10 protein-coding genes are annotated in these 15841 nt (G+C 41.7%); 6 read left to right on the top strand and 4 right to left on the bottom strand.

Features of this window, described 5'->3' with window-relative positions; genetic code table 11:
* Nucleotides 1-39 precede the first annotated feature (39 nt).
* The 5 genes from EHO65_RS02175 to cfa all read left to right on the top strand — a co-directional run bounded on the left by EHO65_RS02175 (nucleotide 40) and on the right by cfa (nucleotide 5331).
* Nucleotides 40-1293: a class I SAM-dependent rRNA methyltransferase gene (locus EHO65_RS02175; protein WP_244243408.1), complete on the top strand. Its 1254-nt coding sequence runs from the start codon at nucleotides 40-42 to the stop codon at nucleotides 1291-1293.
* Nucleotides 1266-2168 (top strand): class I SAM-dependent methyltransferase, encoded by a 903-nt coding sequence (locus EHO65_RS02170; protein ID WP_425269318.1) that lies wholly within the window; start codon nucleotides 1266-1268, stop codon nucleotides 2166-2168. The genes EHO65_RS02175 and EHO65_RS02170 overlap by 28 nt, the downstream gene beginning before the upstream one ends.
* The gene (locus EHO65_RS02165; RefSeq protein ID WP_135772575.1) at nucleotides 2165-2965 is read left to right on the top strand and encodes a TrmH family RNA methyltransferase; all 801 of its coding nucleotides are present in this window, start codon (nucleotides 2165-2167) and stop codon (nucleotides 2963-2965) included. The genes EHO65_RS02170 and EHO65_RS02165 overlap by 4 nt, the downstream gene beginning before the upstream one ends.
* Entirely contained in the window at nucleotides 2965-4080 is a 1116-nt protein-coding gene (locus tag EHO65_RS02160) for a glycosyltransferase family protein (protein ID WP_135772574.1), read from the top strand. Before EHO65_RS02165 ends, EHO65_RS02160 begins: the two co-directional genes overlap by 1 nt.
* Before the next feature lie 132 nt (nucleotides 4081-4212).
* The gene (cfa, locus tag EHO65_RS02155) at nucleotides 4213-5331 is read left to right on the top strand and encodes a cyclopropane fatty acyl phospholipid synthase (RefSeq protein ID WP_135772573.1); all 1119 of its coding nucleotides are present in this window, start codon (nucleotides 4213-4215) and stop codon (nucleotides 5329-5331) included.
* Between the two features lie 6 nt (nucleotides 5332-5337).
* Here cfa and mdoH read toward each other — a convergent pair whose 3' ends face one another.
* The 4 genes from mdoH to gltB form a co-directional block, all read right to left on the bottom strand.
* Nucleotides 5338-7512 (bottom strand): glucans biosynthesis glucosyltransferase MdoH, encoded by a 2175-nt coding sequence (gene mdoH / locus EHO65_RS02150; RefSeq protein ID WP_135772572.1) that lies wholly within the window; start codon nucleotides 7510-7512, stop codon nucleotides 5338-5340.
* A complete protein-coding gene (locus tag EHO65_RS02145; RefSeq protein ID WP_135772571.1) occupies nucleotides 7509-7919 on the bottom strand; it encodes a hypothetical protein in 411 nt (136 codons plus the stop codon). Before EHO65_RS02145 ends, mdoH begins: the two co-directional genes overlap by 4 nt.
* Entirely contained in the window at nucleotides 7906-9468 is a 1563-nt protein-coding gene (locus EHO65_RS02140) for an OpgD/OpgG family glucan biosynthesis protein (RefSeq protein WP_244243407.1), read from the bottom strand. Before EHO65_RS02140 ends, EHO65_RS02145 begins: the two co-directional genes overlap by 14 nt.
* Nucleotides 9469-9654: 186 nt before the next feature.
* Nucleotides 9655-14142, bottom strand: coding sequence for a glutamate synthase large subunit (gltB, locus tag EHO65_RS02135; protein ID WP_135772569.1), 4488 nt, complete (start codon nucleotides 14140-14142; stop codon nucleotides 9655-9657).
* 225 nt (nucleotides 14143-14367) lie between these two features.
* On the opposite strand from gltB, the gene mdtD reads away from it, so the two are divergent.
* Entirely contained in the window at nucleotides 14368-15777 is a 1410-nt protein-coding gene (gene mdtD, locus EHO65_RS02130) for a multidrug transporter subunit MdtD (protein ID WP_135772568.1), read from the top strand.
* Nucleotides 15778-15841 lie beyond the last annotated feature (64 nt).

The following is a 15841-nucleotide window of genomic DNA, read 5'->3' as shown; positions in this document are numbered from 1 at the left end:
ACAGGGTTATTTTCTCTGTCCTTTTTTATGTACTTTGTAATGAATCGATTTCGAAGATACCAATTAAACAAAACAACCGAATCAGTCTTGAATTCAGGACATCCTTGGATCTTAAACGGAAAATTATCCACTGCAATCTCCGCATTCCAAGACGGAGATTGGATGAGGCTTGTTTCCGGATCGAATGAAACATTAGGATTCGGGATCTATTCTTCTTCCGGTCCGATCGGAATACGTATCATACAAAGAAGAAATGAATTCTCGCTTCTCCAACTAAAACAAACGATCCAAAGATCATTAGAACTCAGAAAACCTCTTCGAGCAAAAACAAACGCATACCGACTCTTACACGGGGAGAATGATCTTATTCCAGGAGTCACAGTGGATCGATATGGCTCAACCTGGGTTGTCCAAACCTATTCTAAATCATTAAGAACATTTTCCAGATTAGTGGTTCGATATCTATATTCTGCCGCTTCCAGATCGGAAGAGCCAATTCCAGAACAGATCGTATGGATCTCTCCACATCGTATCGGTTCCGAAAAATCTTTACCAATTCGATTCTTACGAGGTAAAAAAGAAATTCCTTATGAAGAAGGGATTTTTCTAAATCAAGTACGATGGAAGACTAAGATCCCGGGCCAGAAAGGAGGATTCTTTTTAGATGTAAGAAATCTTCGCCAATACATATTAGAAAAACCGGAATTAGCTATAAATAGGGAATGCCTACATCTATTTTCACATACCGGTCTAACTTCGGTATGTTTGGAAGAAGCAGGGGCAAAGTCGGTCTTCTCCGCCGATGGCGCTAAAGAAGCTTTAGAAGAATTTGCATCCCATATTTTACCGGAAAATGAGATCTTAAATTTCGAGAAGAAGAATACGATCCTTACAAAAGGAAAACATCATCTTATCCGAGCCGATCTATTCCAAGACTGGGGATTTTTAGAAGATAGAAAATTTTCACTGATCGTTTTAGATCCACCCAATCTAACTCCGAACCAAGCCGCAGTTCCCGCAGGTAAAAAGGCATATCGAAGTCTAATTTCTAAGGCACTCTTTCATCTGGAACCTGGAGGAGACCTGATCTTATTATCTTGTTCCGGAAGAATCCTGGAGTCCGAATTCGAAAAGATTGGCCGGGAAACCTTAACAAACAAAGGATGGAAGTACAAGGATCTTTTCAAATTAAGACCCGAACCGGATCATCCTACACGTAAGGAATTTCCGGAAGGGAAATACTTCAAGGTGCATATCTATAAAAAATGCGAGCCCTTGGATCAGAACATATGAGCACGAATAAAAATACATACCAACTCATCGATTCCGGGAATTTCAAAAAGTTAGAACAAGTGGGTCCATATAAAGTGATCCGCCCTTCTCCGGTTGCAGCCTGGCCGCCGACTCAGGGCACGCTTTGGAAAGATGCTGATGGAGAATATCATAGAAGTGATAAAGGTGGAGGAAACTGGAGCTGGAAAGGATCCGGCGCTTCCAGACCTGATTCAGAAGACGAGTTCCTGATCCAATTACCACCTTTGACCGTTAAGATACGTTTTACTCCTTTTGGACATCTAGGGATTTTTCCGGAACAATTGAGCAACTGGGATCGTATTCGAAATGTTTCTTCTCAACTTGCAGGACAGGGAGAAGTTCTAAATTTGTTCGCTTATTCAGGACTCTCCACCTTATCCGTATTAGCCGGCGGATTAGACGCATGTCATTTGGATTCTTCCAAAGGAATGGTAGAATGGGCCAGAGAGAATGCGCAAGTTTCCGGCCTAGCAGGTAAAAAAGTACGTTGGATCATAGAAGACGTATTAAAATTCCTGAATAGAGAGATTCGCAGGGAAAAAAAATATATAGGTTTCATCTTAGATCCTCCTACTTTCGGACGAGGTGCTAGCGGAGAAGTTTTTAAAATAGAAAAAGATCTACCCGAGATGATGGATCTGCTTATGCAACTTTGCAATAATAAGCCTGAGTTCGTATTTTTAACCTGCCATTCCACTGGATTTAGTCCTCTTGCTCTTAGAAGAATTTTGGAAGGTAGGATCAAAACTCCTGGGAATTATCTAACGGAAGAACTTTCCATCTCGGAAACTACAGGAAGATTACATCCTGCGGGTTCCAATTGTGTATTTTATTCTAATAGAGTAAAACTTTGAAAAAGAATATTTTGGAAATCAGCAGTTTTTCGAATGAAAAGCTGAAGTATATCTCCGGATTAAAAGAAAAAAAGAACAGAGAAAAGTCCGGCACATTTTTCATTGAAGGTTTTAGAGAGATCCAAAGAGCACAAGTTTCCGGCAAAGTTAAATTCGAATATTTGCTCACATGCCCTGCATGTTACTTAGGAGAAAATGAAGAAGATCTTGTATCTTCCATCGATGCAAAAACAATCCTAGTTCCGAAACAGATTTTCGAAAAGATCTCCTATAGGGACAGACCTGACGGTTTGATTGCTACTGCTGAATTACCGGACTTCTCCTTATCTTCTAAAACAAAACTTTCAACAGATCCTGTTTTAGTCATCGAAGGTGTGGAAAAGCCTGGAAATCTAGGAACCATTTTAAGAACAGCAGAAGGTGCCGGATTTCACAAAGTATTTGTTGCCGACCCAAGATTAGATCTATTCAATCCGAACGTTATTCGCTCTTCTACAGGCACATTATTTACACTAGATGTATATCAGTCTGATATTAAAGAACTATACCCTATTCTTAAAAATGCCGGATACAAAACAATTGCAGTCACCCCGGAGGCCAAGTCACTTCATTGGGATGCAAATCTGAAAGGAAAGGTCGCACTTGTTTTCGGTAGCGAGCAGTACGGACTAAGCGAATACGCAAGATCCCAAAGTGATCAATATATTTCTCTTCCGATGAAGGGAGTGGCAGATAGTCTAAACCTGGCCATGTCTGCCGGAATTCTAATGTACGAAGTTCTTAGACAGAATCGTTAATGAAAAAGATCCATATTTCCGCATTTGTAAGCGGCCACGGTTTCGGTCATATCAGTCGCAGCTTAGAAGCAATCCTCCAGATATTAATTCAAAATCCTGAATGGACCGCGACCATTCATTCTCCCAGAGGAGAGGAATTTGCAAACTCTTTAGATATTTCCGGAATTTGGGGAAAAGTCAGACATAAGATCCAATTCAGAAAAACAAAATCGGATGTGGGTATAGTCCAAAAAGATTCTCTCGGAATGGATCTGGATTCTACAGAGTCTGAAATTATAGAATTTAAGAAGAATAAAGAATCCCTCTTAGAATCAGAATCGGAATATCTCAAAAAGGAAAGGCCGGATCTTATTTGGTCTGATTCTTCTTCCTTTCCGTTTAGGATCTCTTCCGATCTAAAGATACCTTCTTTGTTTTTGGGAAATTTTACTTGGGACTATATCTATTCATATTATGAATCTTCAATATTCCAAACATACTCCGAAGAATTAAAAGAAGAATATTCTCTCTGTGATCTCGGACTTATTCTTCCCCTTTCCTGTCCGATTACTTCTATTCGTTCGACCAAAAATATAGGATTATTAGGGCGTAAACCGAATCTAAACAAAGAAGAAGCCAGAAGATATTACGGTTTCGAAGAAGGTATAGAGTATTATCTATTTTCCTTCGGTGCTTACGGGATAAACTCTTCTCATTTCGATTGGAAAGAATGGGATCCATCAAAAAGAAGGATCGTGATCGGAGGAATTGAATGGAAGATAGAGGCAAAAAATAATCTTGGTATTGTCACCATTCCGAATTGCCATTATCCGGATCTACTTAGGGCATGTGACTTTGTACTGACAAAACCTGGTTATGGTATCTTAAGCGAGTCCTACTTTGCAGGAACTCCTATACTTTATACGGATAGAGGTAACTTTCCCGAATATAAATATTTGGTAGAAGCGTTACAATCTCAATATAAATCATCATATATCTCTCATAATGACCTATTTTCTTTCCGTTGGGAAGAAGCTTCCAAGTCCGCAATTTCCTCTAACGTGAATCCGGATCCAAGATTGCAAAAAGATACAATCCAAGAGATCCAAGATTCGATCTTAGATCTTATCAAATAAGTTACATCATTCGACTAACAGACGTTTGGTAGAATAGAATAAAGTCTAATACCTTCTTCTATCTTTTTTACTTTTCTTCCTTTCAAAAATCGAGTATTTTATCGGCGACTGCGATTGTTTAGGGAGGGCGTCATGTGGAAAGAAAGAGTTCGCGGTAAGGTAGAAGAATTATTTGCGAAAGCGGGAGTCAACTTCGGAGGAAATGCAGATTGGGACATCCAAGTAAAGGACGATAGATTATTCGAAAAAATTTTCAGCAACGGTTCTTTAGGTTTAGGAGAAGCTTATATGAACGGCTGGTTCGAATGTGGAAGATTCGACGAAACAGTCAGAAGATTATTAGATAAAGGAATAGAAAAGGCCGCTAAAACATGGGGGAACTTTTTTCTATATCTTGAATCCGTAATATTAAACCGCCAATCGAAAAGAAGAGCGTTCGTGATCGGGGAAAGACATTACGATCTCGGGAACGACCTATTCGAACTAATGTTGGACAAAGAAATGGTCTATTCATGTGCGTATTGGAAGAATGCAAATACCTTAGACCAGGCCCAAAAAAATAAAATGGATCTGATCTGCAGGAAGTTGGACCTCCAACCAGGAATGAAAGTTTTAGATATTGGATGTGGCTGGGGAGGACTTGCTAGGCATGCTGCCAAAGAATATGGAGCGGAAGTATTTGGGATCAGCGTTTCGAAAGAACAATTGGCACTTGCTGAAGAAAGATCCAAAGATCTAAATATAAAATACGAATTTAAGGACTATCGAGATCTGAAAGATAATTTCGATTCTATCCTTTCCGTAGGGCAAATGGAACATGTAGGTTATAAGAATTACAGGACCTATATGGAAATAGTTTATAGATCTTTAAAGAAGAAGGGATTATTTTTGCTTCATACGATAGGGTCCAACAGTTCCAATAAGGTAACGGATAGATGGATCGAAAAATATATCTTTCCGAATTCACATCTACCTTCCGCGGCACAGATCACTAAGGCGAGCGAAAGCCTCTTTGTATTAGAAGATCTTCATAATTTCGGCCCTGATTATGATAAGACACTTATGGCTTGGTATAATAATTTCGAGAAGGGATGGGATCAGATCCAGAAGAAGTACGGAGAAAGATTCAGACGTATGTGGGAATTCTATCTTTTAAGCTGTGCCGGTGCGTTTCGTTCTAGAAAGATCCAACTCTGGCAGTTCGTATTTTCTAAAGGGGATAGAGAAGAGATCTATAAAGCAGTGAGATAACTTGTTCTACCTAAACCAGGAAACGATCTGTTCTTTGCGTATCCTGGTTTGGTATTCTAAAAATCTTTCCTTCCACCAAGGATGTGTTTTAGAAAGATCTGTTTCCCAAAACCAGAAATGAAGGTCATTCAAAGTACGTTTGTCCCAAAGAATCCGGTTCATCTCTTTGGAATTTAAAGAATCAGGACCGTATTCTTTCCAGTTAGAAACCAGAGCATTCATATATCTTTTACGAGCATCTGATTCTTTTTTCCTAGATCTCAAACGAGAAGTATGAAAACGAAATAGTAAAGGATCTACAACGGAAAGAAAAATCCCTCTTCCTGATCCCATTCCATCCAAGAATTCGGAATATTCTTTTTCTAAATTTTCAGTATCCGACAAAAGAGTATTCTGTTTGGTTTCTTCAGGAGTTAAAAGAAATCCTCGTTTTTTCCAAATTTCTCCTTGTTTAGAAGAAGAAGTCCATACTCCCCAGAAATAAGAAAGAAGCCAGCCACCTGTGATTGGTAGCAGCCAATAAAAAAGTACAGGATAATAAACGAATAACCAGATAGAAATTCCAGTGCCATAGAACGCTTGAGGAAGTAATGCGCGAGCAGCGGCCATTCTATCAATCCCTTGTGCCGGGTCCCTGTTTTGAGGTCCCCATTCAATCTTTCTATTCCAGAAAGTCATCCAGAGGAATCTAGTATACTGAACCATATACGCTGGAGCCAAGATCACCGATTGGATAAATTCTATAAAAAAAGAAATTATAAATGAAAAAAATCCGATCCCACTTTCTTTCCTGCGAAAAAACAAACCGTCCAGAAAAGAAAGAATACGAGGCATGAATAATATTAGAATAGTATAAATCTGTAATCCATAGAAGACGGGAAGATACATACTCTCCTGGAATTGAGCCCATTCTTCCGGAATAGATGCCAGACGGTAATAATCAGTATCCGCCATTACGGTAAAGCTGGTCGCAACCAGTAATAATGCCCAAAGAAGAGAACTTCCGTAAGAAAGTATCCCCAAAAGAATATGGATCCTACTAGAGATCCGTAGTCCACCTACGAATAAAAACCAGAAATGCTGTAGGTTTCCTTGGCACCAACGATTGTCCCTTTTCAAACTTTCCAGAAGATTAGGCGGACATTCCTCGTAAGAACCTTCTAAATCATAAGCAAACCAAACAGTATATCCGGCTTTTCTAATTAATGCAGCTTCTACCGTATCATGAGAGAGTATCTTTCCACCGATGGCACCTTCTCCAGGCAAACCGGGAAGACCACAATGTTCCATAAAAGGTTTTAGCCTTACGATCGCATTATGCCCCCAAAACGGTCCTGAAAATACCTGCCAATAATAAGAGCCTGCGCCAAAAATTGGATTTCCAAGCCAAGTCCCGAATTGGGCCAATCTTTGGAATAAACTTTTTCCTCGAATGATCTTAGGGACTGTCTGTATGATACCTGCGTTAGGCACTGCTTCCATGAGTTTTATCAGGTTTAGCATACATTCGCCAGTTACTAAACTGTCCGCATCCAAAACGATCATGTATCTATAACGTCTTCCCCATCTCCTGCAAAAGTCCGCGATATTCCCCGATTTTTTGTTCAGGTTAATCCTTCTTTTTCTGTAATATACCCTTCCCTTTGTTTCCGGTTTTCTGGAAAGTTTGGAGAATGCCTTCTCTTCTTGTAGCCAAATATCAGGATCTGTCGTATCGGATAATAAGAAGAAGTCTAGGTTTTCCCCTAAGCCAACAGAGGCCGCGGATTTCATCATGGATTCCAAACCTGCGGCGACTCTCGCCACATCTTCGCAATGGATTGGAATCACTACTGCGGTTGGTGGGAGTTCCTTCGGGCTTGCTGTTTGCCCGGCGATCAAACCGGAGATACGCGTAGGATCTCCTCCCCTTATTCTTTGGATCGTTCCAAAAATGGCAGTAGTTGCACCGAACGCCAATAGAGGAAATAAAAAGCAGAAAAGCAAAAGTGTTGCCCATTCCAAAGGAGAGATCCCGTTTATTAGAAGAAAACGATATTCTAAATAGATCCCGAATAAGGATAGAAGTCCCAAAACCCCGACGAATCCTAACCTTCTATACGTAAATTTCCTGGAATCGAACGCTTCCCTTAAGATACCACCCGGCTCCGGTATACTAGTGGGAAAAATTTCCGCGTTCATGAGAAATACCAAAATGCAAGAGAGATATAAACTGCAGCCCAGAATAATGCTGTTAAAACCAATGCAACGGGCTCTGGTTTTTCTGCAGAAGGAGAAGCAAGATCTGCAAGTGGTCCAAAATCGATCGGTCTAGGGACCATAGAACCGGGCTCAAGCGGAGGAAGACTACTTTCCCAATCGCGATGAAGTTTGACGGAAGTTTCTTCCTTAAAAATTTCGAATATGTTTTTTTCAGAGGACTTGGATTTTTCAAAAACATTAGAAAGAATATTATGGATCTCTAAACTATCTTCTATCCCCATTCCTCTTAAGTAAAGTTCCAGACGTTCCCATTCTTTCGAGAGATCGGATTTTTCTGAAAGAACCGAGCTGCCCAAGTTTTCTTGCTTTTTCTTAGTTCGGCTCAAGTACGAAATTCCATGTTTCAGAAATGATCTCTTGGTTTCTGCTTAATGCAGCTTTTAGATCAGAAGGCCTAAATTTATTTTTAGGATACACTCCGAAAGTAAGTCTCCATACCCCGGTCTCTTCTATCTTTTGGACAGAATATTCGGATAATTCGGCGTTTTCTCCGGTGTCTATTCTTGCCTGGATATATGCAAATGGATCCAAAGAACTTAAAGAAGAACTTTTGAAATCCACATAGAACATTTTCAGATCAGGTTCTCCTTGTGCATCACCTATCCGAGTCGCCACCACTTTTGCCATAGAATCAGGAAGTGGATCAGTATCCGGCCAACGAACTGTATAAGAAAAATCGAATGGAGTTCCGGGTTGAGGAATAGGCTCCGGCATCCAGTATGCTCCCATATTATCATCCGAATCTTGGATAGTAGGATTTTCTAAAAGATGAACTGAACCTTTTCCAAAAGGAAGTTCAGGTTCCACCCAAGCACTCGGCCTGAGCTGGTATTTCATCTCACTATGTTGGTAATTTTGGAATTCCCTGTCTCTTTGGATCAGTCCGAACCCTCTTGGATTTTCATCCGGGAAAGAATATGTTGTACTACGTCTTGGATTATCCAGAGGTCTCCAGATCCATTCTCCTTTTCCTGAATGGATCAATAATCCGTCGGAGTCATGAGATTCAGGATAAGCCTGGCCTTTAGGAATTCCTCTGGTCTCACTATACCAATACATACTGGTCAAAGGAGCAATCCCTAGTCGATCCACCTTTGTCCTAAGAGTCACCTCTGCGTTTACTTTTACTGCAGAAACTTTTCCAGGAGTGATCTGGAATTCGTATGCGCCGGTTGCAGTCCTTCCATCTAAAAGAGCATAAACAGTGATCGTAGAGTCAGTCTTATCCGGTTTAACTACGTAAAATTCCCGGAAAGAAGGAAAGTCTTCCGGATAAGGCATACCGGTATTGACTGCGATCCCTCGAGCAGAAAGCCCATACCATTGTTTTTTGGAAATGATCCTATAATAACTTGCGCCTTGGAAAACTGCAAACTCGTCCGTATGCTCTTGTGTATTGATCGGAAAATGGATCTTAAATCCCGAATAACCTAAATTAGGCGGAAGTTCCCCTACACCTTTTAATTTAGAAAGGTCGAATGAAGAAGGATCGTATGGGATCTCTCTCGCAAAATCACCTCTCACCTCGAATACTCTTACATTCGTATTATATAAATGTCCAGGATGTAAAAACTGTAATTGGAAAGGATTTCCTTCTTTCTTCCATACCGATTTTTCAGGACGAAAAAATATGTTCTTATATTGATTCCAAGGAAGACCTTTCAAAAAGTCCGTAGTGGAATGTTTAGGTGGAATGTAACGTAATTTAGATAGTGCTCTAGCTCTGCCCTTGAGATCTGAAAATGAGAACTTGAATGTAGGATGAGTATTGTGGTCGGAAATTTCTCCCTCCATCACACTCAGTAAGGGAGAAGAAGAGAAATCAGGTTCTTCTCTGTCCCGCCTTTGCTGTCTATCTGCGACTGCAAAGAGCAAGGCTGTTGCCACAAAGGCCAGAATTATATGCAATCGTAACAATTCGGATCTTTCCTATCAGCAAGACGAATGCTAAAACCAGTCTATCATCCGTACATAGAGAGGGCAAGGTCTTTTAAGCTCGAATTCACATCGAACTCATTGCAACCTTGCCCTTTGGTTTACAGAACTAATTCTTGAGTTACTTTACTTAGGAGTAACTTTCACGAAATATTTTTTAGAAGCATCCCAAGTTTTCAAGATCTCTTCTGAAAGTTCAGATCCGGTTAACTTAGTGTGTTCAGTAATCAAAGACTTTATGATATCGTAATCTTCATTTTCAAGATCCACGATTTTCACGTATTCTTTATTGATTAAAGGCTCCAATTCCCAGTCCTTTTGGAAGAAGTAAGCACTTCCTCCGGTCATACCGGCACCCATGTTCTTACCAACTGTTCCCAAACAGACGATAGTCCCGCTTGTCATGTATTCTAAGAAGTGGTCACCTGCTCCGCCTACTACTGCGTCTGCTCCGGAGTTTCTAACTCCGAATCTTTCTCCAGCTCTACCGGAGCTGAAAAGTTTTCCGGAGGTAGCACCGTAAAGACAAGTATTGCCGATGATCACGTTCTCATAAGCTTTCAGTTTGGAACGTCTATGTTTACGGATCACGATTGTTCCACCGCAGAGTCCTTTTCCTACATAGTCGTTTGCGTCCCCGTGGAGAGTGATCTGCACTCCTTTCACGAGCCATGCTCCTAAGGACTGACCAGCAGTTCCTTCCAGAATGATTTCCAGTTTTCCAGGAAGACCTTTGGATCCGTATTTACGCGCGATAATTCCGGAAACTTTTGCTCCCACGGTCCTGTTCGTATTCTTCACAGAATAAGAAAGTGACATGGAAGTTTTTCCTTCTAACGCAGGTTCCGCATCTTTCAAGATACGATCATCCAGAACTTCTCCGACAGATTCTCTTCTAACGAATCTGTCTTTTTTCTTCTTAGGATCGTAAAGAAGAGGAAGACGGACAAGAATCGGGTTCAAGTCCAAAGAATCTAAACGGTCTTGCTCATAACGTGTAATTTGTTTCAGAAGGTCTGTTCTTCCGACGATCTCGTCCATAGAGCGGAATCCTAACTTCGCAAGATACTCACGAACTTCCATTGCAAGAAGTGTCATCAGAGTAGCAACTTGATCGGGAGATCCTTTATATTTTGCTCTGAACTTAGGATCTTGGGTAGCAATTCCTGTAGGACAGTTATTCAAATGACATTTTCTTGCCATGATACAACCTAATGCTACGAGAGAAGCCGTTCCAATTCCATACTCTTCTGCACCTAAACATGCAGCGATGATCACGTCCCTTCCGGAAACAATACCACCGTCAGTACGAAGAACAACTCTATCTCTCAATCCATTCATTACTAAAACTTGATGTGTTTCAGAAAGACCTAATTCCCAAGGAGATCCGGCATGTTTGATAGAAGTAAGGGAAGCCGCTCCGGTTCCTCCCACATGTCCTGAGATCAAGATCACATCTGCGTTTGCTTTTGCAACACCCGCAGCAATCGTTCCCACTCCAGCTTCCGATACCAGTTTAACTGATACTTGAGCAGTATGGTTAGCTTGTTTCAAGTCGTAGATCAACTGAGACAAGTCCTCGATAGAATAAATATCGTGGTGAGGTGGAGGAGAGATCAGATCGATTCCCTGAGGAGTGTGACGGTTCGTCGCGATCTCCTCATTGTTCTTCTTACCTGGAAGTTGTCCACCTTCTCCAGGTTTTGCTCCTTGAGCGATCTTGATCTCCAACTCTTTTGCAGAGTTCAGATATTCTGAAGTTACCCCGAATCTTCCGGAAGCTACCTGCTTGATAGAAGAGTTCGCGAGGTCTCCCTTCTCATCTACAACGTAACGAGATGGACTTTCTCCACCTTCTCCGGAGGAAGACTTTGCTCCCAAACGGTTCATTGCTACGGCAAGGTCAGTGTGAGCCTCTATGGAAAGAGCACCGTGGCTCATACCCGGAGTTAAGAAACGTTTTTGGATCTCAGAAACAGTTTCCACTTCTTCAATAGGAACAGGTGCACGATCTACGAAATCGAATAGATCTCGGATATTGATCGGATCACTTTCTTCCATTAATTTAGAAGCTTCTAAGAATGCTTCGTAGTCATTATCAACCGCAGCCTTACGGATGAATTTTACTACTTTAGGGGACCATCTATGAGGTTGGTCGTCCTTCTCGGAGACAAAGTCTTCCGGGTTGATCTCTTTATTAAATGCAGAGTCGTGGTTACGAAGAATATTCTGCTCTATACCACCGATACCGATCCCGGAAATTCTGGAATAAGTACCTGGGAAGTATTTAGAGATCAGAGTTCGAGAAAGTCCGATCGCTTCGAATACCTGTCCACCCACATAAGAGGACATGATGGAAATTCCCATCTTGGACATGATTTTCAGAAGTCCGTCGTCCACCCCCGCACGGTAGTTTGTGCAAAGAGAAGCAAAAGAAGGACGAGTTCCGTCTTCTGCATCAAAGTCACCTTTGGACCATAAGTCATGAAGAGTGTCCCAGATCAGATAACTGTTCACTCCGGAAGCTCCGTATCCAAGTAGAACAGCCACATTATGGATTTCGAATGCAGATCCTGTTTCCACAAGAATGCTTGTAGCCGCGCGTTTTTTGTTACGGATCAAGTGGTTATGAACTGCTGCCACCGCGAGTTCCATTGGAATAGGTGCGCGATCTTTATTCAGTTTTTTATCAGAAAGAATTAGGATATTAACTCCTGATTCCGCAGCTTTTACCGCATCGGCAAGTAACTGATCCAATGCAAGTTCTAGATAATTTCTGGCAGCGCCTTCCTCATGATGAGCTTCAAAAGTAGCATCCAAGGTAACGACTTTATATTGTTTTCCGTCCTTATCCCTGATCCTTTGTAATCCAAGATTAGTCAGGTAAGGATGAGAAAGTACTAGACAGTTCTGAGGTTTTTCGTCCGCGAAAAGATTTGTCTTTTTAACAAGACGAGTGTAAAGAGAAGTCACTCCCTTCTCTCTTAGATAGTCGATCGGTGGATTTGTAACTTGCGCAAATCTCTGGCGGAAGTATGTATACAATCCGATACGAGAAAGCATCAAGATAGACAAAGGAGTATCATCTCCCATGGAACCGATTGCTTCTTTACCAGCGATCGCCTGAGGTTTGATTACCGCTTTTTGTTTGTATGGAGAATAGGCGAATAAGATCTGTCTTCTTCTTAACTCGTCCCCACTATAAGTTATAGTTTTAGCGATGGATTCGTCGATAGTTTGGTCCAGATATTCTACATTCTCTTTGGACCATTCTCTATAATCGTATTTTTTCTCGAATAACGCGTTTACATCTTCGTTAAAATAGACCTTTCCTTCTTTCAGGTTGATAGCGAGCATATCGCCCGGTCCTAATCTTCCCTTTTTGGTAATGATCTCTTCATCGATATGAACTAAACCGGTTTCGGAACCCATTACCACGAGTCCGTCTTCAGTGATCACATATCTCGCAGGGCGAAGTCCGTTTCTATCTAAACTTCCACCGACCCAGTCTCCTTCTGCAAAAGCAAGCGCAGCAGGTCCGTCCCACGGTTCGGTCAAAGTGTTATTATACTCGTAGAACGATTTCAGTCCTTCGGACATTTGAACGTTCTTACTCCATGCATTCGGAATAAGCATCGCTTTAGCGTGAAGTACGTCTTTACCGGAACGTACGATCGCTTCCATAGCATTATCTAAACTTGCAGAGTCGGATAAATGAGGTCTGATGATCGGATGGATCTCTTTTTGGAATTCTCCCCATTTTTCACAGGTAAGTTCTTCTTCCCTTGCGAGCATCCAGATCCTGTTTCCAACGATTGTATTGATCTCTCCGTTATGCGCAAGTACACGGAAAGGTTGAGCTAATGCCCAACTTGGGAATGTGTTGGTGGAATATCTTTGGTGGAAGATACAATAAGGAGAAACCATCTCCTCACTTTTTAGATCCTCATAAAATTGAGAGACCTGGTTTCCATTAAATAATCCTTTGAATGTGATTCTTTCGGAAGAGAAGGAACAAATATAGAAGTCCTCGCTCATGGATAGTTTGAGCGCATCTCTCATCACTTTCTTCTGGATCAGGAATAATTTAGTCTCGAAATCCTCGTTGGACATCCCATCCGGTTTTCCGATCAATACTTGTTCGATCTGAGGACGAGAAGCATTTGCCTTAGGTCCTAAAACCTCAGGATTTACAGGAACATATCTCCAAGCATACAGCTTGAAGTTAAATTGCATAAGTGCTGATTCAATGAGGCTTCGGCAAACATCTTGTTTGTCTATGTCCTCGCGTGGTAGGAACACCATCCCCACACCGATAGAATCTTCGTCAGGGCGTCTATGGCCCATCTCTTCGATGTACTTCGCAAACAGTTTTTTAGGAATACGGATCATGATCCCGGCGCCGTCTCCGGTTTGCATATCTGCATCTACGGCTCCGCGGTGGGTAAGGCATGCGACCGCCTTCAAACCCATTGATACAACTCGGTGATTGGACTCGCCCTTATAAGAAGCGACGAAGCCTACTCCGCAGTTATCGCGCTCGAAGGACTTGTCATATAGACCGTTTTCCTCCAAGTACTTTTGGATCCGCAACTGTTCGTCAAGGTTTAACATCCGCTAAGGTTCCTCTTTAGGGTTGATAGTAAATCCGGGACACTGCTCTTGCCTTGGTCCACGGACAGAGGAAACCCCCACCCACGCGATGTTTGGCTGAATTTTGTAGCAAATGTCCGATTCTTAGACCAGTAAATTTGCGAGTGCCTAGTTTGAAAACGATCTTTTTAAAGGAATCCAGAGCCAAATCGCATATATACGGCTTATATCAATGTCTAAGTTCCAATGACAGAAGAATCGAAAGGGTCTAAGGCATTACTCTGGCTCGTGGCCTGCGGCTTTTTTATGCAGACTCTGGACGGGACGATCGTCAACACAGCTCTGCCTGCGATCGCAAAAAATTTAGATGCAAGCCCTTTGAGAATGCAATCAGTAGTGGTCGCCTATCTTCTTACGATGGCAATGATCATTCCAGCTTCCGGCTGGATTTCCGACAAATTCGGAATACGACAAGTTTTTATCGGTGCCTTATCCTTATTCGCCCTAGGCTCTCTATTCTGTGCCCTTTCTCAGAATTTAACCCAGCTTGTTCTTTCTAGGATTTTACAAGGAGTTGGAGGAGCACTTTTACTCCCAGTAGGCCGTCTAGCACTTCTTCGTTCTATTCCCCAGGATCAATTTTTGCAAGCGATCAGTTTTGTGGCGATCCCAGGCTTGATCGGTCCATTGGTAGGTCCCGTTTTGGGCGGATGGTTAGTGGAGAAGGCTTCCTGGCATTGGATCTTTCTGATCAATCTTCCGGTTGGTCTTGTAGGGATCATTGCATCTTCCATCTATATGAAAGGAAATCCAATCCAGAATGCATCCGTATTCGATCTGAAAGGATATCTGCTTCTGGCATTCGGCATGGTTACTTTTTCTTTGGCATTGGATGCAGGGTCTAGTTTGGGTTTGCAAAAGGCAGGAGTCATTCTTCTTACCATATTCGGACTCGCAAGTATCGCAGCTTATTGGATCCACGCTGCCAGAACTTCTGCCCCACTTTTTTCTCCCCGGATTTTTTCTATCCCTACATTAAGTATCGGCCTTCTGGGAAATTTATTCTCTAGGCTCGGAAGTTCCAGTATGCCGTTCTTAGTCCCATTATTCTTACAAGTAAATGTAGGATATTCTCCGTTTAAAGCAGGCCTAATGATTTTGCCGATGGCGATCGCAGGTATAGGGATAAAAAGATTTGCTCCATTATTAATCTATAAATTAGGTTATAGGAAAGTTTTAGTAACTAATACCTTACTAATAGGCCTAAGCATGAGCAGCTTTTTCTGGCTAAACTCTTCAGAAAACTGGTGGATCTTTTCTTTTCAATTATTCTGCTTTGGAGCATTTAACTCTTTCCAATTCACCGCAATGAACACTCTTACTTTGAAAGATCTGAACGGGGAATTTACTAGCAGTGGAAACACGATGCTTTCCATGGTACAGATGTTGGCCATGGGAATGGGAGTCGCCTGCGCGGCTGGAGCCTTGGATGCTTTCAGAGATCTATTCGGTCAGGATCCGGACAATATGCTTTTAGCGTTTAGAAGCACATTCGCTTGTATGGGAATAATCACTCTCTCCTCTAGTTTTCTTTTTTGGCAGATCAAAAAAGAAGATGGAAGCAGTGTCGTCTTGAAAGATTCGGTACTAGATTGAAGATCAGAACTTTTTATTTCGCACGGAGAGCACTGAGTTCACAGAGATAAGATGGAATAAATAA

The sequence above is a fragment of the Leptospira andrefontaineae genome, from assembly GCF_004770105.1.
GTDB lineage: Bacteria > Spirochaetota > Leptospiria > Leptospirales > Leptospiraceae > Leptospira_B > Leptospira_B andrefontaineae.
Note: the sequence above shows the minus strand (reverse complement) of the source record. Positions and strands in the feature narration are given on the sequence as shown.